This is a genomic window from Streptomyces sp. NRRL B-1140 (assembly GCF_001280065.1).
GTDB lineage: Bacteria > Actinomycetota > Actinomycetes > Streptomycetales > Streptomycetaceae > Streptomyces.
The window spans coordinates 452,938-472,735 of the sequence record NZ_LGEA01000091.1; the positions used below are offsets into that span (position 1 = coordinate 452,938).

Annotated in this window: 17 protein-coding genes, 1 tRNA gene and 1 pseudogene; 7 read left to right on the forward strand and 12 right to left on the reverse strand. The window is 69.7% G+C overall.

Translation table 11 applies throughout. The features are described 5' to 3' along the window. The first annotated feature begins 69 nt into the window (after positions 1-69). On the forward strand, positions 70-1,422 hold the full coding sequence (locus tag ADK65_RS13970) for a cation:proton antiporter (protein ID WP_063788010.1): 1,353 nt from the start codon (positions 70-72) through the stop codon (positions 1,420-1,422). A gap of 13 nt (positions 1,423-1,435) precedes the next feature. On the opposite strand, the gene ADK65_RS13975 is transcribed toward ADK65_RS13970, so the two are convergent. Both ADK65_RS13975 and ADK65_RS13980 read right to left on the reverse strand, forming a co-directional pair. Continuing rightward, a complete protein-coding gene (locus tag ADK65_RS13975) occupies positions 1,436-2,632 on the reverse strand; it encodes a DUF418 domain-containing protein (protein WP_053670401.1) in 1,197 nt (398 codons plus the stop codon). Positions 2,633-2,878: 246 nt separating this feature from the next. Beyond that, entirely contained in the window at positions 2,879-3,406 is a 528-nt protein-coding gene (locus ADK65_RS13980) for a hypothetical protein (RefSeq protein WP_053670402.1), read from the reverse strand. Between the two features lie 329 nt (positions 3,407-3,735). On the opposite strand from ADK65_RS13980, the gene ADK65_RS13985 reads away from it, so the two are divergent. From ADK65_RS13985 to ADK65_RS13995, 3 genes are all read left to right on the forward strand, one after another. Further along, positions 3,736-4,413, forward strand: a complete 678-nt coding sequence (locus ADK65_RS13985) for a response regulator (protein ID WP_078955950.1) — start codon at positions 3,736-3,738, stop codon at positions 4,411-4,413. Next, positions 4,413-5,549 carry a sensor histidine kinase gene (locus tag ADK65_RS13990; RefSeq protein WP_053670403.1) on the forward strand — a complete coding sequence of 379 codons (1,137 nt, stop codon included), beginning with the start codon at positions 4,413-4,415 and terminating at the stop codon, positions 5,547-5,549. The genes ADK65_RS13985 and ADK65_RS13990 overlap by 1 nt, the downstream gene beginning before the upstream one ends. A gap of 109 nt (positions 5,550-5,658) precedes the next feature. After that, positions 5,659-5,991, forward strand: coding sequence for a hypothetical protein (locus tag ADK65_RS13995; protein ID WP_053670404.1), 333 nt, complete (start codon positions 5,659-5,661; stop codon positions 5,989-5,991). Positions 5,992-6,039: 48 nt separating this feature from the next. On the opposite strand, the gene ADK65_RS38045 is transcribed toward ADK65_RS13995, so the two are convergent. The 8 genes and pseudogenes from ADK65_RS38045 to ADK65_RS14020 all read right to left on the reverse strand — a co-directional run bounded on the left by ADK65_RS38045 (position 6,040) and on the right by ADK65_RS14020 (position 15,646). Continuing rightward, a complete protein-coding gene (locus ADK65_RS38045) occupies positions 6,040-6,147 on the reverse strand; it encodes an alpha/beta hydrolase (protein WP_420709028.1) in 108 nt (35 codons plus the stop codon). Between the two features lie 30 nt (positions 6,148-6,177). Next, positions 6,178-7,266 carry an SGNH/GDSL hydrolase family protein gene (locus ADK65_RS14000; RefSeq protein ID WP_053670510.1) on the reverse strand — a complete coding sequence of 363 codons (1,089 nt, stop codon included), beginning with the start codon at positions 7,264-7,266 and terminating at the stop codon, positions 6,178-6,180. 1,143 nt (positions 7,267-8,409) lie between these two features. Then, a complete protein-coding gene (locus ADK65_RS39600; RefSeq protein WP_267889724.1) occupies positions 8,410-8,532 on the reverse strand; it encodes a hypothetical protein in 123 nt (40 codons plus the stop codon). Between the two features lie 603 nt (positions 8,533-9,135). Beyond that, complete coding sequence (locus ADK65_RS14005) at positions 9,136-9,999, reverse strand: serine/threonine-protein kinase (protein ID WP_234352870.1); 864 nt, start codon at positions 9,997-9,999, stop codon at positions 9,136-9,138. Positions 10,000-10,131: 132 nt separating this feature from the next. Next, positions 10,132-10,437, reverse strand: a pseudogene (locus ADK65_RS39920) (FHA domain-containing protein); the annotation flags it as partial. After that, positions 10,437-11,348 carry a tetratricopeptide repeat protein gene (locus tag ADK65_RS14010; RefSeq protein ID WP_063788011.1) on the reverse strand — a complete coding sequence of 304 codons (912 nt, stop codon included), beginning with the start codon at positions 11,346-11,348 and terminating at the stop codon, positions 10,437-10,439. The gene ADK65_RS14010 and the pseudogene ADK65_RS39920, both read right to left, overlap by 1 nt. Next, positions 11,342-15,010, reverse strand: a complete 3,669-nt coding sequence (locus ADK65_RS14015) for a protein kinase domain-containing protein (protein ID WP_078955952.1) — start codon at positions 15,008-15,010, stop codon at positions 11,342-11,344. Before ADK65_RS14015 ends, ADK65_RS14010 begins: the two co-directional genes overlap by 7 nt. A gap of 6 nt (positions 15,011-15,016) precedes the next feature. Next, positions 15,017-15,646 (reverse strand): DUF7019 family protein, encoded by a 630-nt coding sequence (locus tag ADK65_RS14020; protein WP_053670407.1) that lies wholly within the window; start codon positions 15,644-15,646, stop codon positions 15,017-15,019. 142 nt (positions 15,647-15,788) lie between these two features. On the opposite strand from ADK65_RS14020, the gene ADK65_RS14025 reads away from it, so the two are divergent. Next, positions 15,789-16,874 (forward strand): tyrosine-type recombinase/integrase, encoded by a 1,086-nt coding sequence (locus ADK65_RS14025; protein ID WP_053670408.1) that lies wholly within the window; start codon positions 15,789-15,791, stop codon positions 16,872-16,874. A gap of 15 nt (positions 16,875-16,889) precedes the next feature. Here ADK65_RS14025 and ADK65_RS14030 read toward each other — a convergent pair. Further along, a tRNA-Gly gene (locus tag ADK65_RS14030) sits at positions 16,890-16,963 on the reverse strand. A gap of 558 nt (positions 16,964-17,521) precedes the next feature. Between ADK65_RS14030 and dcd the strand changes: the two genes are divergently transcribed. Together dcd and ADK65_RS14040 are read left to right on the forward strand one after the other, a co-directional pair. Next, a complete protein-coding gene (dcd, locus tag ADK65_RS14035; RefSeq protein WP_053670409.1) occupies positions 17,522-18,097 on the forward strand; it encodes a dCTP deaminase in 576 nt (191 codons plus the stop codon). Between the two features lie 26 nt (positions 18,098-18,123). Then, positions 18,124-18,621 (forward strand): phosphoribosyltransferase, encoded by a 498-nt coding sequence (locus ADK65_RS14040; protein ID WP_053670512.1) that lies wholly within the window; start codon positions 18,124-18,126, stop codon positions 18,619-18,621. 63 nt (positions 18,622-18,684) lie between these two features. Here the strand turns inward: ADK65_RS14040 and ADK65_RS14045 are convergent, their stop codons facing one another. Continuing rightward, positions 18,685-19,695: a Yip1 family protein gene (locus ADK65_RS14045; protein WP_053670410.1), complete on the reverse strand. Its 1,011-nt coding sequence runs from the start codon at positions 19,693-19,695 to the stop codon at positions 18,685-18,687. Positions 19,696-19,798 lie beyond the last annotated feature (103 nt).

The window sequence follows — 19,798 nt, forward strand, 5'->3', positions numbered from 1 at the left end:
GTCGACGCCCTTGTGGAGGTCCCGGTGGGGCGGCCACAAGGCCTGTTCCGAGCTCAGAAGCGGATTCACATGATCTCTGTCCTGATTGTGATCACCACGGTGGTGGCAGGGTGGTCGCTGATCGCCGGCCGGCTGGAGCGACGGCATGTGCGGGCTCCTCTGGTGCTGGTGCTCGCGGGCGTGATCACGGGGGTGTTCACCCACAGCCATATCGCCGTCACCCTGAACTCCGAGGTCGCCCAGCATGTGGCCGAGGTCATCCTGGCGGTCCTGCTGTTCGTCGACGCCACCGAGCTGCCGGGCGGGCGACTGTTCGGCAACGACCCCGGCTCCGCCGCGCGGGCACTGCTGGTGGCCCTGCCGCTGAGCCTGGTCACGATGGTGCTGCTGGGAACGCTGCTGCTGCCCGGACTGCCGGTGGCGCTGCTGCTGCTCGTCGCGTGCATCGTCGTCCCGACCGACTTCGCTCCGGCCGAGACGCTGGTCCGCGACCGGCGCATCCCGGCGAGGGTGCGCAGCGTGCTCAACGTGGAGGGCGGCTACAACGACGGCATCGTCTCGCCCCTCTTCCTGTTCGCGCTGATCCTCGTCGGCACCGACTCCGTCACCCGCACTCCCATGCAGGCCCTCGGCACGGCCGTGCCGTTCGCGCTGAAGGCCCTCCTGGCCGGCTTCGTGCTGGGAGCGCTGGTGGCGTGGCTGATCAACATGGCCGACCGCGCGGAGTGGATGACGGAGCAGTCCCGGCGGATCGTCGTGCTGGTCACACCGCTGCTCGCCTACACCGTGACCACGGCGACGGACGGCAATGGCTTCGTGGCCTCGTTCGTGTGCGGGATCGCGTTCCGTTATGTCAGGCAGGCGCCGGTCCGCCGACGGGGCGCTTCGGCTCCCCACGCCTCGGACTTCCAGCTCATCGAGGACACCACCTCGATGATGACGATGTGCATGTGGTTCTTCTTCGGCAACGCCGTGGTGCTCGCCCTGGGCGAGGGCATCGACTGGCCCGCCGTCGTGCTCTGCCTCGCCGCGCTCACCGTCGTGCGCGTCCTCCCGATCATGTTCGCGTTCCTCGGCTCGACGTTCACCTGGCGGGAACGGCTCATGGTCGGCGCGCTCGGACCACGCGGTACCACCTCCATCGTGTTCGGCCTGCTCGCGTTCAACGCGCTGCCGGACGGGCGGTACGCCGACACCGCCCTGTACGCCATGACCCTGACGGTGCTCGGCAGCGTTCTGCTCCACGGCGGCGGCTCGGTGGTCATCGCCCGGTCCCTGACCGGCCCGCCCCCGCCGGCTGCCGGGCCTGGCTCCCCGGGGACCGACGAGCCGGACTCATCGACCACAGCCGAAGCCCGCAAGGGCGATCCGTTGCGGGCCGGGCAGACCGTTCAGGCCGGGACGGAGCAGAAAGCCGAGTGACCCCGGCCGGAGCTCAACGGATGAACTTCGCGGGCTTGGTGGCGGCGTTGAGCAGGTACTCCAGGGGACCGCGGCGGAAGAAGCGGGACCAGATCGCGGCGAACACGATCGCCCCCAGGATGTACGTGAGCACGGGCACCCAGGACTTCGTGGTGCCGGCGCCGGAAGCGGGCCACGCGGACTGTGCGAGGAAGTGGCCGACGTAGGCCGTCAGGGACATGGTGCCCACGGCGATGACCGGTTTCGCCAGGCGGCGCAGTCGCGGCAGGCGGTCGATCGCCACCGTCGCGCCCACGATCACGAGGATCGCGACACCCAGGCAGCCGATGGTGTCGAGAGTGGTGCCGGTGTGCGACGCGGCACCCAGCAGGTCCGAGGCCGACTGCACAAGCCCGCCGGACCCGCTGCCCATGGACCCGCCGCCCAGGGACTCGCTGCCCATGGACCCCGCCCCGGGCCCGCTGCCCATGGACCCCGCTCCCGAGCCGCTGGGCGGCCCTCCGCCTCCCCTGAAGCTCAACACCGCACTCGTGCCACCCAGCAGCGTGGCCAGGCCGTAGGCGCCTACGGTGAGGCTTGCCCCGAGCGCCGCCAGGCGCCGCTGGACGGTGGCGGCGGTCAGGTCGAGGCGGGCCAGGGCCATGCCGGCGATCACGAACGCCATCCACGTGATCGTCGGGTAGAGGCCCGTGAGCAGCAGATCGAGTACCCCCACGGTGCTGAGCCGTTCCAGCGGGTCGTAGGCGTTGATGCTCTGCTGGACGGAGTCGCTCAGCCACATCCTCGAAACGAACGCCAGCTGCGGCATGACGAGCGCGATCCCCGCCGCTGTGATCGCCAGCCTCTTGGCGCTCAGTCGCACCAGGAGCAGCGCGAGGAGGAAGTAGACGCCGTAGTAGGCGAGGATGATGATGTCCCCGTACTCCATCGCCAGCACGGTGCCCAGCGCCAGCAGGATCACGGCTCGGATCGCGATCCGGGCCTTCGCCTGCCGGCCCGCCAGACCGGTCTTCGGCTCAAGGCGGCCGGCGATCAGCATCAGCGAGAACCCGGCGAGGGTGGCGAACAGGGCCGACGAGCGCCCCTCGGCCAGGGAGTACACCCAGCTGCCGAGGTTGTCCCCGGCTGACGGCATCGGGGCGATGTGCACGACGTACATACCGAACACCGCCAGCGCGCGGGCCAGATCCACCCCGACCAGGCGTCCCATCGAGGGACCTCCGCGGGCCTGCCCGGCGGTATCGGGCGGGGTCCGGGGGACGGGAGGCGCGTTCTCCTGCGGTGCGGGTGCCTCCTGCGGCGGTTGTATCCATGTCATACGGAAGAGCTTTCGGTGCCCTCGGGAGGCGGACCATCCGGCAGGCTTCGGTACCACCCCCGCCGACCGGCCGGGACCGCCCCGCCGACCGGCGGAACACCGTCGCCGGCCGATCCGCGGGCCCGGACGGCCACCGCCCTACTTGATCAGGGCGTTGGCCACCACGACCGCAAGCCCGAGCAACGCGTCCACCGTGCCGATCTTCAAGGCGGAACCCCACGTACGACCGGCAGCGCGGGCCGCGAACAGGCCCCAGGCGAACAGCAGCGCCACGTTCACGGCGAAGGCCACGTACTCGATGCCCGCCGAGGGCCACCACCCCCAGGCCGTGCCGAGCAGCAGCACCAGTGTCGGCACCGTCGCCACCACCAACGGCCACTCGGACAGCAACAGCCGGACCGTGGCCCGTGCCCCGTGATGGTCCTGGTCGCCGCGCAGGGCGATCAGATGCGCGTAACCGTGCGCCAAGGCCGATGCGACGGCCGTGACCAGGAGCCACTGGGCGCTGCTGAACCGGTCGGCGGGCGTTGTCTCACCCTGCTCCGTCAGGGCGGCCACCATGGAGCTGGCCAGTACCGCCCCGTACACGCCCCCGAACAGCACATGGGGCCGCGCGGCACAGCGGCGCAGAGCACGGACAGGCTGACGCAGGTACAAGGGGGGCATGGCGGATGGTCCTCGAACGGTACGGACATCGACTGGGCCCGCCGACTCGGGCGGGCTTGACCGATCCCACCGGACGAGAGCCGCCGGCACCATCTGCCGAGCCTCGCCCACCCGCCCGCCGACAGGCCGGAGCGCTCCCCCCGACCGGCTGGATCGGGCCTGCCGGATGGCTGGTGTCCGCAGCGGCCGCACCGCCGCGCGCCGTCCCGGACGTACCGTCGACAGCAGGCGGTCGCCGTACGAGGACGCGGACGCCCCGATGCGAGGCGCAGGGGCGTACAGGACGACGAGAAGCTGTGCAGAACAGACGAGTGTGAGGCGGAACGCCGGTGATCCGGGTAGTGGTGGTGGACGACGAGGCACTGGTGCGGTCCGGGTTCGAGCTGATCCTGAACGCCTCCGGGGACATCCAGGTCGTGGCGACCGCGGAAGGAGCGCGGGCCACCGACGCCATCCGGCGCGAGCGCCCGGACGTCGTCCTCCTCGACATCCGCATGCCGGACGTGGACGGCCTGACCGTCCTCAGGGAGATCCAGGCGCTGCCCGAGCCGCCGAAGGTGGCCATGCTGACCACCTTCGACACCGACGAGTACATCCTGACCGCGCTGCGCTCGGGAGCCTCGGGCTTCCTGCTCAAGGACACCGAGCCCGAACAACTCGCCCAACTCGTACGCACCCTGGCCGCGGGCGGGGTGGTGATGTCCCCGAAGGCCTCGCGGGCTCTGTTGCGCGGCCATCCGGGGGCGGACACGCCCCAGGACGCGGACGTGGCGCGGGTGAATCTGCTCACCGACCGCGAACGCGACGTCCTCGTCCTGATCGCGGAAGGACTGTCCAACGCCGACATCGGCACCCGCATCCATCTGAGCGCGGGCACCGTCAAGGACCACGTCAGCTCGATCCTGACCAAGCTCCGGGTCTCCAGCCGCGTCCCGGCGGCGCTCCTCGCCGAGCGGGCCGGACTGCTCGGTGGCGACGGAGCCAACGCGGTGAAGGGCGACGGGTGATGAACAGGGCTCAGGCACGGTGGCGGCGGGTGCCGCCCTGGGCCGTCGACTCGGGCCTCGTCCTGCTCGCCGCGCTGGACGCCTTGATCAACCTCCTCGACGAGGCGACACCGTTCATATGGGCCTGCGCCGCCCTCGGCTGCGCCGGACTGGTCCTGCGCAGGCGCTTTCCACTGGCCGTCTTCCTGCTGACCCTGCCCATGACCCTGTTCATGGACGTGGCCGTCGCGCCGATCGCCGCCCTGTACACACTGGCGACGCGCACCCGCAACCGCCCCCTGCTGGCCGGATGCGCCCTGCTGAACGCGGCGGCGGGCACCCTCGCCTGGCCCCTGTCCGACACGGTCTCCGGCGACACGTTTCCCGGCGACCGCACCTGGACGTTCATCCAGTTCGTCTACACGCTGGCCACGGCCTTCGCCCCGATCCTGTTCGGCCAGCTCGTGCAGGCCAGACACGACGTGGCCCGCCAGCTCGTCGAGGTCGAAGTGGCCCGCGAACACGAACGCGCCCTGTACGCCCAGGCCGCCCTGGCCCACGAACGCGCCCAACTGGCCCGCGAGATGCACGACGTCGTCTCCCACCAGGTCAGCCTCATCGCCGTCCAGGCCGGAGCCCTGCAGGTCGCCGCCAAGGACCCCGACGCCCGCGACGCCGCCCGCACCATCCGCACCCTGAGCGTGAACACCCTCGACGAACTGCGCCACATGGTCACCCTGCTGCGCGCCTCCGGCGGCAAGGAAACCGAACTCACCCCCCAGCCCACCCTCGCCGACCTCCAGCAGCTGATCGCCAACAGCGGCATCGAGACCACCCTGACCGGTGAGCTCCCGCCCGGCATCAGCACCACCGCCCAACGCACCGTCTACCGCACGGTCCAGGAAGCCCTCACGAACGTACGCAAGCACGCCCCCGGCGCCCGTGCCGAGGTGCGCCTGCGGCACGACGCGCAGCACTTCGGCGTCACCGTCACCAACACCGCCCCCACCCGCCCGTCCGTCGCCCTGCCCAGCGCCCGGCACGGCCTGATCGGCCTGAGAGAACGCGCTGAACTGCTCAACGGCACCCTCACCGCCGGACCCACGCCACAGGGCGGATACGAGATCGAACTGCGGGCTCCCGCCCGGCCCGCCTGAACACGACCGCGTGGCCGGGCACCCTGACAGATGTCTGGTACCCGGAGCGGCCTCCGTGCCCTTCACTGAGGTCAGCACATACAGACCGCGACCTCTCGGGGGCACGACAATGATCCGCAGTAAGAAGATGTTCGCCGCAGGTCTGGCCACCACCGTCTCGGCGGTGGCCCTGTCCGTCGGCGCCATGGCCGCCCCGGCGTCGGCCGCGGGCTCGGTCGACTGCCGTGGCGCGGTCCACGGCGTCGACACGGACCGGGGCATCGCCAGCTGCACGAACAACAGCGACCGCACCATCCGGTTCCGGGCCGAGGTCGTCTGCGGCCGGGCCCCCGACGTCTCCGGCGACTGGGTGACCCTGAGCCCGGGCCAGTACGGCCAGTCCTCCGCCACCTGTGCCTGGTACAGCTCGGGTGTCGGCAGCGTCGGCTGGAGCATCGAGTAGGACCCGGTCGAACGGGGGGAAGGGGAGGCGGCCGCCGGACCGCCTCCCTCAGCCCGGAAGCCGGTCGCAGGTGACGTCCGTGACCGGCAGGCGGCCGGTGGCCAGGTAGGTGTCGACCGTCGCGTCGGCACAGAAACTGCCGAAGACGCCGTACACGGCGCTCAACCGCGCTTCACCGGCTTACCGTCAGCTCTGCGCGCCACCACGGCGCTTGCGCGCGAAGTAGACCGCTGCGGCACCGACCGCCACGACCGCGAGACCCGCGCCGGCGAGGACGGGCGTGTTGCTCGACGCGCCGGTCTCGGCGAGACCTCCGTTCGCGGACGGGCTGTTCGCCCCCGTGCCCGTGCCGGACCCGGGCGTAGCCGGCTCGCTGGGGGCCGGGGACTCGCCCGTACCCGACGGGGCCGTCTCGCCCGGGGTCGGGGACGGGCTTCCTCCGGGTGCGGCACTGTCGGTGAGCTGCGCCGCGAAGGCACCCGCGATCACCTTGTGGCCCTCGGCGTTGGGGTGGGGGTCCTTCTTCGTGCACGCCCAGGTCAGCTGGCAGATCTTGGCCACGTTGGCCGGCACCTCGCCCGTGCCGGGTACGTTCACCTGGGTGGTGAAGTCGTCCGAGGAGAAGGCCCCGGCCACGTCCGCCACCTTGAAGCCGGTGGCCTTGTACACCTGGGCGATCCCCGAGTTGGCTGCCCTGACCAGGGGTGCCGACTCCTTGGCCGCCTGCTGCCCCGCTGCGCCCTGCAACCAGGCCGCCAGGAACGGGTTCTGGTACGTCGAGCCCACGAACTGGGTGTCGCCCGTACCCGCCTTACGGAGCGCGCCCGCGATCTGCGCGAGGTTCTTCGCCATGGTCTGGCTACGGCTGTTCAGGCACGACCCGTCGAGGGTGCCGGCCGGGCTGACGCAGTTCAGCAGGATGTCGTTCGCGCCCACGCTGAGCGTCACGTAGGCGACCTTGCCGCGGTGCTGGGCCATGGCCTTCAGGGCGGCGTCCAGCTGGGACTTGGCGTTCGGGTAGTCGCACTTCCCGCCCTGGATCAGGGAGTCGGTGGTCTCAGCGGTGCAACCGAGGCGTATGTGCTTCAGCCCGGGGGTGCGCTGCTTGAGCTGCGCGTAGAGCTGGTCGGTGTAGGCGGCGTCGGTGTCCTTGTCCACGTCCGGCTGGTAACCGGAGGCCAGGGAGTCACCGAGCGAGATGTAGTACGTGGCGTCCTTGCCGTCGGCCGCCTCGTCGGCGGCGGCCAGCCCCGGCGTGCTCAGCACGACCGTCACAGCTGTGACGGCCAACGGGGTAGCGAAACGCTGAAGGGATCTCATCACTTGCGTGCGCTTTCTGATGTGTTGGGGGGATTGGATGTCGGAGGGCGCGGCTGGAAGCAGCAAGGCTCAGCCGTAGCGGTGTCGAGCATCCAAGGAAACGCCTCAGTGAAGACTCAGAGGGAATTCTGCCTCTGGGGAACTCCGAGACTTACCTGACTTCGTCTCGGAGGCGCGGGCCTCAACCTAGCAAGGGTGACACCGGCTTTACACGGGAGGCCGGTTAAGAAGTGATCACAAAGGAGCGTGTAATCGCGAGAAAAAAGCGCGACTGCTGGGAATTGGTGACCGGACTCGTTCGTAGCCATTCGCTGAGTGATCCCACCTGCACGCACTGAACCGTTACGGGGCCGCGGAAGCTCTACGGAGCGCGCACGGCGGCCAGTTGGGACTGGGGCGGCGCGTAACGGTTGACCTCGTCTTCGACGAATTGAATGGTGCCGCTCGCAGAATGCGGACGCTGGAGGCTTTACCAGGCGCCTATTCCACGGAGTTGGCAGATCTGCTCGACCCCGAACGCGCCCCTGATGAATGCGTCGGTGAACGTGACGGGCGGTCAACGGCTGGGTGAAGTTCAGCCGCGGCTGAGTTGCCTCCGAGGCCGCGGCGGCCCATCTCGAGGGTGCGGGTGCCATCGCCAGGCTCGCCATGGGGGTGTGGCTCGGTTACCGTCGTGGATGGTGCTCGCGATGCCGTTGCTGATGACGACTGCGGCGGTGAAGCCCTTCTCGGCGGCCGTCTCCAGTTCGGCCTCGGTCTGCGCGCTGCTCCGAGCCGTGTGGCTGCCGGGTCTGCGTTCCCCTCCTGGTGCTGTCAGCCAGGCTGGGTGGTCTGGTACTCGTCCCCTGCACCGAGTGCTCCGTGCCGGGCGCGACGGCCATGGCGGTGCCGAAGCAGAGCGAGGGCCCGTGCGGTGACGATCGAGGTGGAAGCAAGGGCACCGGCGCCCGCACAGACGACGAGGGCGGACCAGGCGTAGGCGGTCTGAGCAAGGGTTCCGGAGCGGTTCATCAGCAGGCCCAGGAGCGAGGCGAGTTGGGTCAGGAAGAGGACCGGAAGGGCATGGGACAGCAGCCGCAGTGCCGCTCTCCACCACCGTCACCGTGCGGTGTGCCGTGCCCAGCGCCGAGCACGAAGCACGCCGCGGATGCCGAGGCCCGTCGCCAGCAGGGTGAGGGCCGCCAGAACCCAGTCGGCCGTCATCGAGAAGGGCTTGACCACCTCGGTTCCTGCCCTGGGCCAGGTCGACGAGACCCTGCGCGATCTGGGTGGGGGCGTCGTCTCCCGAAAGCAGGCCGGTGTTGGTGACGACCGCGATGCCGACCTTGCAGAAACTGGAACTCCACCTCGACGGCGAGGGGCACCTGCGCGTCCTCGCGGTCCTTACCTACCTCCGTGCGTGATCACGGGCCGAGCCGGGGTGCCTGGTTCCGGGAGTGGTTGTGCCTGCGGTCGCCGCTGGCCTGTGGGTTGTGTCGGCGCCACTGCGCGCCACCCGGAGTCAATCTGCCGTGGCACCGAGGACGGGCGACCGAGCAACGGCAGAAGGGCGCTCCCTTCCGGCGCAGCACCTTCGGGCGGAAGTGGCGGAAGTGGCGGAAGGCCCGGGAGGTCGTCGGCATGTCGGAGGGCTTCCGGTTTTACGACCTGAGGCACACCGGACCTGGTACGCCGCGATGGGGAGGCCGCTCGGGGCGACTCGGCTGCCGATCCCCGAGGACGTCACGGGCGAGGAGATGGCTGCGGGGTGGGCCGCTCATCGCGTTCCGGCCCCGGCCCTCACTGTGCGTGCCCCGGCTGAGTCCTTGGCGGCGGCCGCTCGTGTCAGGGCAGAGCATCGCTCAAGGCCCGCCGCAGCTCCGCAGCGGTACCGATCGGGATGCGGGGGCTGTCGACGAGGGCCTCGTCGACCACTGCAGCCAGTCGGCGGGGCAGCGAGGGGGCTCGCTCGCGGATCGGTACGGCCGTCTCGGACAGTACGACCATGACCGGGTCGGTGCGGGCGGGGAACCGGCGTGGCGCCGAGCCGGTGAGCAACCAGTACAGAGAGGCCGCCGCGGACCACACATCCACCTCCGGCTTGGCGAACTTGTAGTCGATCACCTGGGGCCGGGACATGAAGGCCACACTGCCGCCGAGCGAGCCGGTGCGCGTGTGCCCGGAGAGGCCCGCGTTCTCGAACGCCTTGGCCAGCCCGAAGTCGGCCAGCTTCGGCACCCTCGCCGAGACCGGCCCGGACAGCAGGATGTTCTGCGGCTTGATGTCACGGTGGACAAGCCCCTGGTCGTGGGCGTATGCGAGTCCGTCCAGCACGCCGAGCGCGATCTTCACGGCACGCTCGGGCGGCAGGGGGACGGTCAACTGATCGACGCTGCCTCCCTCGCAGAATTCGCAGGCGAGGAAGAACGCCGCCCCCAGCGCACCGCTGTCCCGGAATTCGACGATGTTCGGGTGCCGCAGGGCCCTGGTGTTCTCGATCTCACGCAGAAACCCGTTCCTGGCGTAGGGATCGACCGCCGCCTCGGACAGCAGAACCTTAAACGCCCTCAGCTCACCGGAGGATTCGTGCCGCGCGAGGTAGACGACTCCTTGCCCACCGCGACCGATCTCGCGAAGCACCTGGTATCCGTGGGCCGCCTTCGGCCCGGCGTCACCGTTGGAGACACGGTTCAACAAGTCGATCAGCACTGCGCGGGGCGTACGACGACAGGCCCCGCAGATCGTTTCGCCGTTCCCGGAGCCGGTCCCGGGGACAGCGAGTCCGCAGTGCCGGCACGACGTCAGCCCCGAGGGCGCGGGTGCGGTCACCGATACCCGCAGCATGGTTCGACCGATGCGTATCTCGTCACCGTGCGCGAGCGAGCACTCATCGACCTTGACACCGTTGACATATGTGCCGTTACGGCTGCCCAGGTCACGCACCCGGACCTCCGGTGGGTCGAGGTCCAGCAGGCAGTGGAGTCTCGACACGCGGCTGTCGTCCGTCCCGATCCGCACCCCGCAGTCCGGCGCCCGTCCGACGAGACAGGTGCCGGGCTCGGTGAACCTGTAGTCATGCCTGGTTCGGTCGCCCGCACGCACTGACAGCGTCACGCTCGCCCGCATGTCCGTCTGTATGTCCGCCATCAGTTGTCCTGCTCAGCGCACTCCTCGGCGATCCGGAGGGACAGCCGGGCTTCCTCGTGCCGCCCCAGCCGCTCCAGTGCGATCCCCCGGTTGCGGTAGGTGAGCGGGTCGTCGGGGCCGTTGGCGATGGCGACGTCCAACGCCGCGAGGCCCTCCTCGTCACGCCGGAGGTTCAGCAGACACGCGCCTTTCGCAGCCTGGATGTGCGCGTACGCGTGCTCGGCGCCGTCGATGCCCTGGTCCGCCTCGATGATCCTGATGGTGTCGTCACAGACCGCCAGTGCCTCGTCCCACTGAGCCAGTTCGTTCAGCATGACGGCCTTGTTGATGCGGGGGGCGATATAGCGCGGCTCGCGGCGGATCGCCTCGTCGTACGCCTTGATGGCCTGCTGCGGCTGGGACAGCTCTTCGTGGATGGCGCCCTTCTCGAAGCTGGCCAGAGGGTTGAAGAGGTCGAGGCGGCTCGCCTCGTCGAGGGCTTCCAGCGCCTCGGTGTTGCGCCCCAGCTCCCCCAGGGCGATCCCGCGATGAAAGTGCGCGAGGACGTACGTGGGCCGGAGTCGTACAGCGGAGTCGAACGCGGGCATCGCTTCCGCGATCCGTCCCGCCTCGGCGAGGGCGAGCCCTTCCTCGTACCGAGTGATCGCCTCCGGATACGGTCGGCTGGTCACCTCCTCCCAGCGGTGCCTGCCGTCAATGAGCCCGCCGTGGCACCAGGGGCACCGCACGGCACGGAACCCTCTGGTCCGCTTTCTTGTGCACCGGTCACAGAGGGGCTCCTTGCAGTCCTCGCAGATCGAGAACTCGATCGCCCAGGCATCCGGCTCACTCAGCGCCACCGGGTTGCCGCCGGGGACGGTCGATATCGAGATCAACCGGTCGCATCCCCAACCCCCACACTCAATCACCATGGTTCGTGTCCTCTCCCCCTCGCCAGGTCGCGTACCGTTTCGCGGCGTAGCCAGCCGAATCCGGCGTCGGTGAGCGTGTCCAGCAGATGCCCGACATCGGCTTCGATCCAGGCCCGGCGCCTTCGGAAGGCGTCGACGTACGGGCGCGCGCTCTCGTGCCAGTCCTGCGGAGCGGGGAAGTCGAAGTCCCACGCGAGCCGCCACACCCGGGCCTTGTCGTCCTTGCCGACCGAAACGGCCGTCTGCGCGTCGCGGCTCACCCCCAGCCACACCACACCGCCCAAGTGGCCGGCCAGAGTGTGCAGGCACCGTCCGTCCTGCAGGTCCCATACCCGCAGCGTTCCGTCGGCACCGCCGGACAGGGCGAACCGGCCGCCGGAGCAGGGGACGAGCGTGTGCACGGCGCCTTCGTGACCACTCAGGACATGTCGGCAGGTGGAGTCGGCGAGGTCCCAGACGCGTACCGTGCCGTCATGGCCCGCGGAGTACCCGGTGCTGCCGTCGGGATGGGCGACGACGGACGTGACGGTCTCGGGGTGGTGGCCGGGCAGCATGTCGTACAGCGTGTTGGTCCAGGGGTCGCTGACCCAGATGCCGCTCGAAGCATGGCCGGGCGAGAGCACGATCCGCCCGTCGACGCTCACCATGGCCGGGGTGACGTGCTGCGCGCGGCCGGGCAGGATGCGCAGGAGACGGGTGGCCGCCACGTCCCAGACGGCTCCTGTGCCGTCGAAACCCCCCACCAGGACGAGACGGGTGTCCAGGCTCATGGCCACCGTGGTGATCCATGCGGGGTGCCCGGTGAGAACGCGCAGACACGAACCGTCGGCGAGATCCCAGACCCGGACGGTCCCGTTCCGGCAGCCCGAGACGGCCAGCCGGCCGTCAGAGCTGACGCCCACCGCGTCGACTTCGCCCGGGTGGCCCGTGAGCACATGCCGTGGCCGGCAGGTCCGGGTGTCCCACACCACCACGGTCTTGTCCTCGGCGCCCGAGACGACGACACTGCCGTCGGGACTGAGGGTGGCGGCTCGCAGGGCCGGACCGTGCGTGCTCAGCGTCCCCCGTGCTTCACCGGTTTGAAGGTCCCACAGGTTCATGGTGCGGAACGCGCACGTCAGGAAGAACCTGCCGTCGGAACTCACGGACAGGACGCTGGCCGGTCCCATGCTGAACGAGCGGGTGGTCCCCCCGATCGCGCTGTAGCCGGGCTCCTCCACATCAGGCACCGGCAACTCCCGCGTCTGCCAGACCGCCAGCAGTCCGCGGCGCCGACCGTGACGGCCCACACGCGCCAACCAGTCGAGCAGCTCACGGTTGTGTGCATAGCCTGGCACTCGTAACCCGGTGCGCAACTCGTCGGCCGCCGCAGCCCATTGATCCTCACCGACATGGCGGTCGGCCCGGTCGAGGGCCCGTACGACGGCCCGAGCGCCCTGGGAGTGCTCGACAGCGGAGACCGGCCTCGCGTAGCTCCACGGTGCGCCTGGTCCGGGTCCGGTCACCTCCCACAGTTGCAGCGCCCTGTACGAAGAGGAGAGGGCCACCCGCCCGTCGGCACGCAGTGCGAGCTTCTGCACGCTGGTGGAGAGGGTGCGAAGGCAGCGGCCCGTACGCAGGTCCCACCACTGCGGACCGCTCGGCCCCGCGACGAGAACGACGCGACCGTCGTCGCCTGCCGCAAGCGGCTCGCCCAGGGCCTCGCCCGGCACCACGGAGCGTGTCCGCTCACCGGTGTCGAGATCCCACAGCTCCAGCCGTTCCTCGTCGCCCGCCACGGCGGACCGGCCGTCGGGCAGCAGCACCACGTCCATCCGGGCGGTCGGGAGCGAACGCACGAGGTGTCCTGTCGTCAGGTCCCAGACCTGGAGCCGGCTCAGATCCCGGTCCCAGCGGACCACCCGCTCGGCTGTCGCCACGAGCGGGTGCGCCAACGTCCCGGCGATCCGACGCGGGCGTTGCAAAGTCCGTACCGTGCGTCCGCCGGCCGTGTCCCAGACCAGCAGGGAGCCGTCTGCCGAGGCCGATACCAGCAGTCTGCCGTCCGGGGTCAGCGCGACCGACCGCGCGGGGGACGACAACCGGTGCAGCTGACGCCCGCTCACCGTGTCCCAGACAAGGATGACGTCGTCATCACCACAGGAAGCCACGATCCGGCCGTCGGCGCTCACCGCGACCGACTCGGCGCGCCGTGCATGCCCCGCCAGTTTGTGCAGACGACGACCGGAGCGCAGATCCCATACACACACCGTGCCGCCCTCGCTGCCCGGCGGCGGGGGATACGTGGTCACCTCCCCGCCGGAGACCCCGATGCGGCCGTCGGTACTCGTCGCCACTGGTCCCACAGCACCCTCGTGTCCGGCCAGCGTGACCGGTTCACGCGGCCCGGACAGCCGCTGGGCGGTGTCCAGCGCGGCTGCTGCCTCCGGCACCTCCGCGGCCGCGTCGCGCAGCAGCGGCACGGCCTGCTCCGGGGCGCCGCGTTCCAGGTGCACGAGACCGAGCAGATACTTGCTCAGCTGATGGTGCCGACTGCCGGTGCCGGCCTGTTCCAGCCGGCTCATCAGGTGCGTGTCCGTGTCCTGGCCCGCGCGCCAGCGGTGCAGTCCCTGGTTGAAGACGCTGCGGAGATGGCGCGGATCGACCGCCAGCGCCTGCGCCCACAGCTCCTCGGCGGTTCGGGAATGTCCGAGGTCGAGCATGGACAGCGCCTGATTGGACAGCCCGTCGGCGAGCAGCTGCGCCGCGTGCGGCCGTTGTCGCGGATAGGTCTCACAGGTCAGCCGGGCATAGAGACCGATCAACTCGTCGGCCAGTTCCCTCATGTCGGTCGGCCGGGCGGCCGGGTCGGGCTCGAAACAGCGGCGGAGCAGTTCCTCCACGTCGGCCGGCAGCGGAGGGATCACCGGATCCCTTCGGCTCTCGCGGACGAACATGTCCAGTGCCTCGCGAGCTGCCTGTCCGAACCTCGTCGGCGGGCCGCCGGTGAACATCTCGAGCACGGTCAGTCCCCATGACCACACGTCCGTGGCCCGGGTCAGGCCGACCGGCCGCCCTGCGGCGGCCCGTGCCTGTTCCGGCGAACAGTACGCGGGGGTCAGTCCGCCGAAACTGACGAGTGCCGAGCCGAGGGGCCGCTCACCCGCCGCCACCCGCGCTTTGGCCAGGCCGAAGTCGGTGACCTTCGCCGTACCCGCCGGGCCTTCGCCGGTCAGAAGCACGTTGGCGGGTTTCACGTCCTGATGGACCAGCCCGCTCGCGTGGGCGTGCGCCAGTCCCCACGCACACTGGATCGCGATGTCCAGCAGCTGTCGCAGCCCACCCCGATGGATCGTTCGTCGCCGCACGGCTTCGGCGAGGCTGCCGCCGTCGGCCCACTCGGCGAACACCCGTGGCAATCCGTCCAGCCGCCTCACATAGACGCAGTTCACGGTGTGCGGATGCAGTCCGAGCCGCACCCACGACTCGGCTTCGGCCTCGAAACCACGCATCCCCTGCGGCGACACGACCAACTCCGGACGTGGCACCTTGACTGCGAGGTCCATGCGCCATCCCCGGTGCCGGATTCGGTACACCAGCCCCATGCCACCGCTGCGGATCACGTCGAGAATCTCGTAGAGCCCGTGTACCACCTGACCCGGCCGCCACAACGCCCCTGTCATGCCGGATCAGTCGACCAACGCCACGTACAGCGGTGTGCCCAGCACGATGGACTGCCCCTCGACCTGCCCGTGCAGCAGTCGCTTGGCGATGAACTCCACGTGCTGCACCGGGCCGCGCAGCCTGTCGTTGGCCAGCCGGACTGCCTGCAGTACGTCCGCGTCGGCACCGGTCCCTCTGCCCAGGAGGTCCTCGACCTCCGGCTCCGCGGTCAGCCCGTCGATCAGGGACGGCATGACCGAGCGCGCCCTGGACTGCTCGGCCGACTGCTCCAGGGAGCCCAGCACGTATCTGCCCGAACCACCGAGCCCCACGACGGTCTGCCCGGTGCCACCGCCGAAGTAGACCAGTGACGTCCCGTGAAAAGGTCCCCACCGCATGGGTAGTGACCCGCGGAAGAACTGGCCGGGCTCCTCGATCGAGCCCAGGTCGCCGAACTCCTCCAGATGGCGCATGACGCGCTCGAGGCGAACGATCCTGTCGGTGCCCGACTCGAATTCCAACCCGCGCTTGGCACTGAAGATCTTCAGGTCCACGCTCAGCTCGGAGGTCTTCTTCCTGGACAGTGCCGGGTCGATCTGTGCGAGCATCATGTCGACCTTGCTGTCACTGATGTACAGGTAGTAGCGGAAAGACACGTCAGTCCCCTCCCCGCCCCGGACGCGTCGTACATCAGATTATGCGGCCGGTGGTGCCCGCGCAGTAAGAGTGCCAAGGCGGCCCACGGAGCACCTACGTCGTCTTCGTGGAGCCTGTGGGAGGCATAACGGCGCGGCCCGGGTGATCAGGACACCGATCAGTGACTGGCTCGCCGAGAAGCGGACCGAGATTCGTCGTGGTGAGTGGCGTGACCCTGATTCCGGGGCGGTTGGCTTCCGGGCCTACGCGGACAAGTGGGTCGACGAACGGGAGCTTGCGCCGCTCACGCGTGACCTCTACCGCTACCTCCTCGACAAGTATCTGTTCCCCTTCGCTGAGTCGGACTTGGACGAAATCACCGCCCCGCTTGTCCGCGAGTGGCGGGCGGATCGGCTGCGGACCACGAATGCGAAGACGATGACGGCCGAGGCGTACCGGCTCCTCAAGGCCATCATGGAGACCGCCGTGGACGACGAACTGATCACGCGCAACCCCTGCCGTATCAAGGGTGCAGGGAAGGAGAAGGCCGCTGAGCGGCGTATCGCCACCGTCGACCAGGTGGATGCCCTCGCCAACGCGATCGGCATGCGCCGGCGGCTCATGGTCTACCTTGGCGCCTACGGTCCGCTTCGACCGGAAGAGCTGGCCGGTCTCCGGCGCCGAGACGTCGACCTCGCCAACTTACGGCTCCGCGTCCGCCTAGCCGAGCCGGAGCGGATGAACGGGCGCCGCGTCCAGGGCGACACCAAGTCCGAAGCAGGCACCCGGACTGTGATTCTTCCCGCGTTCCTCCGTCGGGAGCTCCGCTGGCATCTGGAGTCCTACGCCGAGCCAGGCCCGGACGGGCTGCTCTTCGTCGGTGAGAAGGGGGCTCCCTTCCGGCGCAGCACCTTCGGGCGGAAGTGGCGGAAGGCCCGGGAGATCCTCGGCATGCCGGAAGGCTTCCGGTTCTACGGCCTGCGGCACACCGGGCACACCCTCTCCACCCGTTCCGGTGCCACCCTGAAGGACACGATGGTGCGCGCCGGGCAGTCGTCCGAGAAGGCCGCGCTGATCTATCAGCACTCCGACGACGAGCGCCAGGAAGAGGTCGCCGCCGGCCTCGACGTCACGGTCCGGAAGGCCCGCGAGGAGGCTGCACGGAAGGCCGCCGACAAGCGTTCTGGCACGGATCTGGCACGCGGCTGCTGTGATCACAGCGGACAGCACAAGGGCCCAGGTCTCTGACCTGGGCCTTCTTAGTGGAGCGGGTGACGAGAATCGAACTCGCGCTCTCAGCTTGGGAAGCTGATGTTCTACCATTAAACTACACCCGCGTAAGACGCCGACGAGCCGGTGTCCGAATGCTCGCTCACTGTACCTCATCTCAGGCCTCCGGCGTTCGCGCCGTGAGGCCTGAGGGCGTTTCCAGGGATGGGATGCGGCTGCGGGGGAACGGAGTTGGGGCGTACGGTGGAGGGGCGTAAGAGGGCCCGGGCGGGACCGGAGTGCCGCCTGTAGGGCCGTCCCTTTGATCCCGTACTGTGGCTTTTGTCGTCAGGCAGCAACAGCCAGACGCGGCTCTTGGGGAAGGGACTCTTGGACTTGATGGAGCGCACCGTCGTCCGTTGTGCCGATGGGCACGTGTTCAGCACCGCTTCGTTCCCGATGCAGCAGGCCGAGCGACTCGGCCCCGGGCGGCTGCTTCGGTGCCCGCGATGTGCGCGGCTCCGGAGCGTGGTGCCCGTCAGCTATCAGAAGCGTTAGCGGCGGCAGCAGCAGCCGCGGCGGCAGCCGTCGCGGCAGGTGACGGACACAGCACGACAGCAACAGGCACAAGGCGCGCGGAGACGTCCGGTTGTGGTCGCTCCGCGCGCCTTGCGTATCCTCGGGGCGTGCTTCTCTCAGACAAGGACATCCGGGCCGAGATCGACGCCGGGCGGGTGCGGATCGATCCGTATGACGACGCGATGGTGCAGCCGTCGAGCATCGATGTGCGGCTGGACCGCTACTTCCGGGTGTTCGAGAATCACCGGTACCCCCACATCGACCCCGCCATCGAACAGGCCGATCTGACCCGGCTCGTGGAGCCGGAGGGGGACGAGCCGTTCATCCTGCACCCCGGTGAGTTCGTCCTCGCCAGCACGTATGAGGTCATCACACTGCCCGACGACCTCGCCTCCCGGCTGGAGGGCAAGAGCTCGCTGGGGCGGCTCGGGCTGGTCACGCATTCCACGGCCGGCTTCATCGACCCGGGCTTCAGCGGGCACGTGACCCTGGAGCTGTCCAACCTCGCCACCCTGCCCATCAAGCTCTGGCCGGGCATGAAGATCGGGCAGCTGTGCATGTTCAAGCTGAGCTCGCCCGCCGACTTCCCGTACGGCAGCGAGCGGTACGGGTCGCGGTACCAGGGGCAGCGCGGGCCGACCGCCTCCCGGTCCTTCCTCAACTTCCACCGGACCCAGGTGTGAGCGACCCGATCGTGAGTGACGCAGGCATGAGTGACGTGCGCGAGAACCTGACCTACGAGAAGTTCAGCGTCGCCGTGCGCGAGCTCGCGCAGGCCATCGCCGACGACGGCTACGAGCCCGACATAGTCCTCAGCATCGCCCGCGGCGGCGTCTTCGTGGCCGGCGGGCTCGCCTACGCCCTCGACTGCAAGAACATCCACCTCGTGAACGTGGAGTTCTACACCGGTGTGGGGACCACCCTCGAGATGCCCGTCATGCTCGCCCCCGTCCCGAACGTGATCGACTTCTCCGAGAAGAAGGTCCTGATCACCGATGACGTCGCCGACACCGGCAAGACGCTCAAGCTGGTCCGCGACTTCTGCCTCGACACCGTCGCCGAGGTGCGCAGCGCCGTCGTCTACGAGAAGTCGCAGTCGCTCGTGAAGTGCGAGTACGTCTGGAAGCGGACCGATCAGTGGATCAACTTCCCGTGGTCCGTCGAGGGGCCCGTGGTGCGGCGTGCCGGGCAGGTGCTCGACGCCTGACCAGCGGGATCGGACACGAGAGAGGGGCTCCTCCGGGAGCCCCTCTGTCGTGTGCGCAGGGAATCAGACCGTGCCCAGCTTCACGATCGACAGCAGCGCGATCAGCTGGATCGCCGACGCGCCCAGTGCCTTCGGCCAGGGCAGGTCGTGGGAGCGGCTGACCATGAGGGTCAGCAGGACGCCGCCCGCGACCCAGGTGGCCCAGCCCAGCAGCTGGACGAACGTCGCGTCGCCGCCCGCGAACATGGCGACGACCAGGCGGGGCGCGTCCGTGAGGGACATGATCAGCATGGACAGGCCGACCGTGGGCTGCCAGGCGCCGTCGCCGCCGAGCTGGCGGGCCAGGGTGTGGGTGACCACGCCCAGGACGAACGCGCTGAGCACCATCGCCACGGCCGTCGTCAGGACGATCGGCACCGCGTTCGACAGTGTGGCGTTGATCGCATCCTGGCGGGCGCCGTCGAAGCCGAAGACGGCGAGCAGACCGTAGAGGAACGTGACGATGAGGGCCGGGCCCCACATCGAGTAGTCCCGCATCTGGAGGAACGTCTGGCTGGGGGCGAGGACGACCCCCCGGAGCAGGGCCTTCCAGTGCAGGCGCGGGCCGACCGGGCCGGGCGCCGGGGCCGCCGAGCCGGCGCGGTAGGTGTCGCCCTGGGTGTAGGGGTCGTCGCCGACCGAGAAGGCCTGGGTGTGGCCCGGGTTGTTCGCCGCGTACGGGTCGGCCGGACCCTGCGGGCCGGGCGGGTACGCGCCGTCGCCGAAGTACTCCGGCTCGCCCTGTCCGCCGTAGCCGCCGCCGTGTCCGGCGTTCGGCTGCGGCCAGGTGGGACCGCCGCCGTTGCCGTACGGCTGCTGCTGCGGGTACGGCTGCGGCGCCGGCGGGGAGCCGTACGACGGTCCCTGCGGCGTCTGCTGCCCGTACGGAGGGTTGTGCGGTCGCGTCTGAGGAGCGCCGTTGTTCCGGCCGCGTCCGATCCTGAATCCAGCCACGTCTTCGAACGTACCTGGTCCCCGGCGGTGGTGTGCCGGGCCCGGGCTTCCGGGCCCGGCTTTGCGGCCGAGCTGTGACATCCCTTAAGGGGAAGGGCCTTTGGGAGTCCGTGGGGTGTCGGGGTTCGGCCGTACGGGCCTCGCCCCGGGGCCGACGGAGTGAGCCGGGCGCACCCGGGCCCGC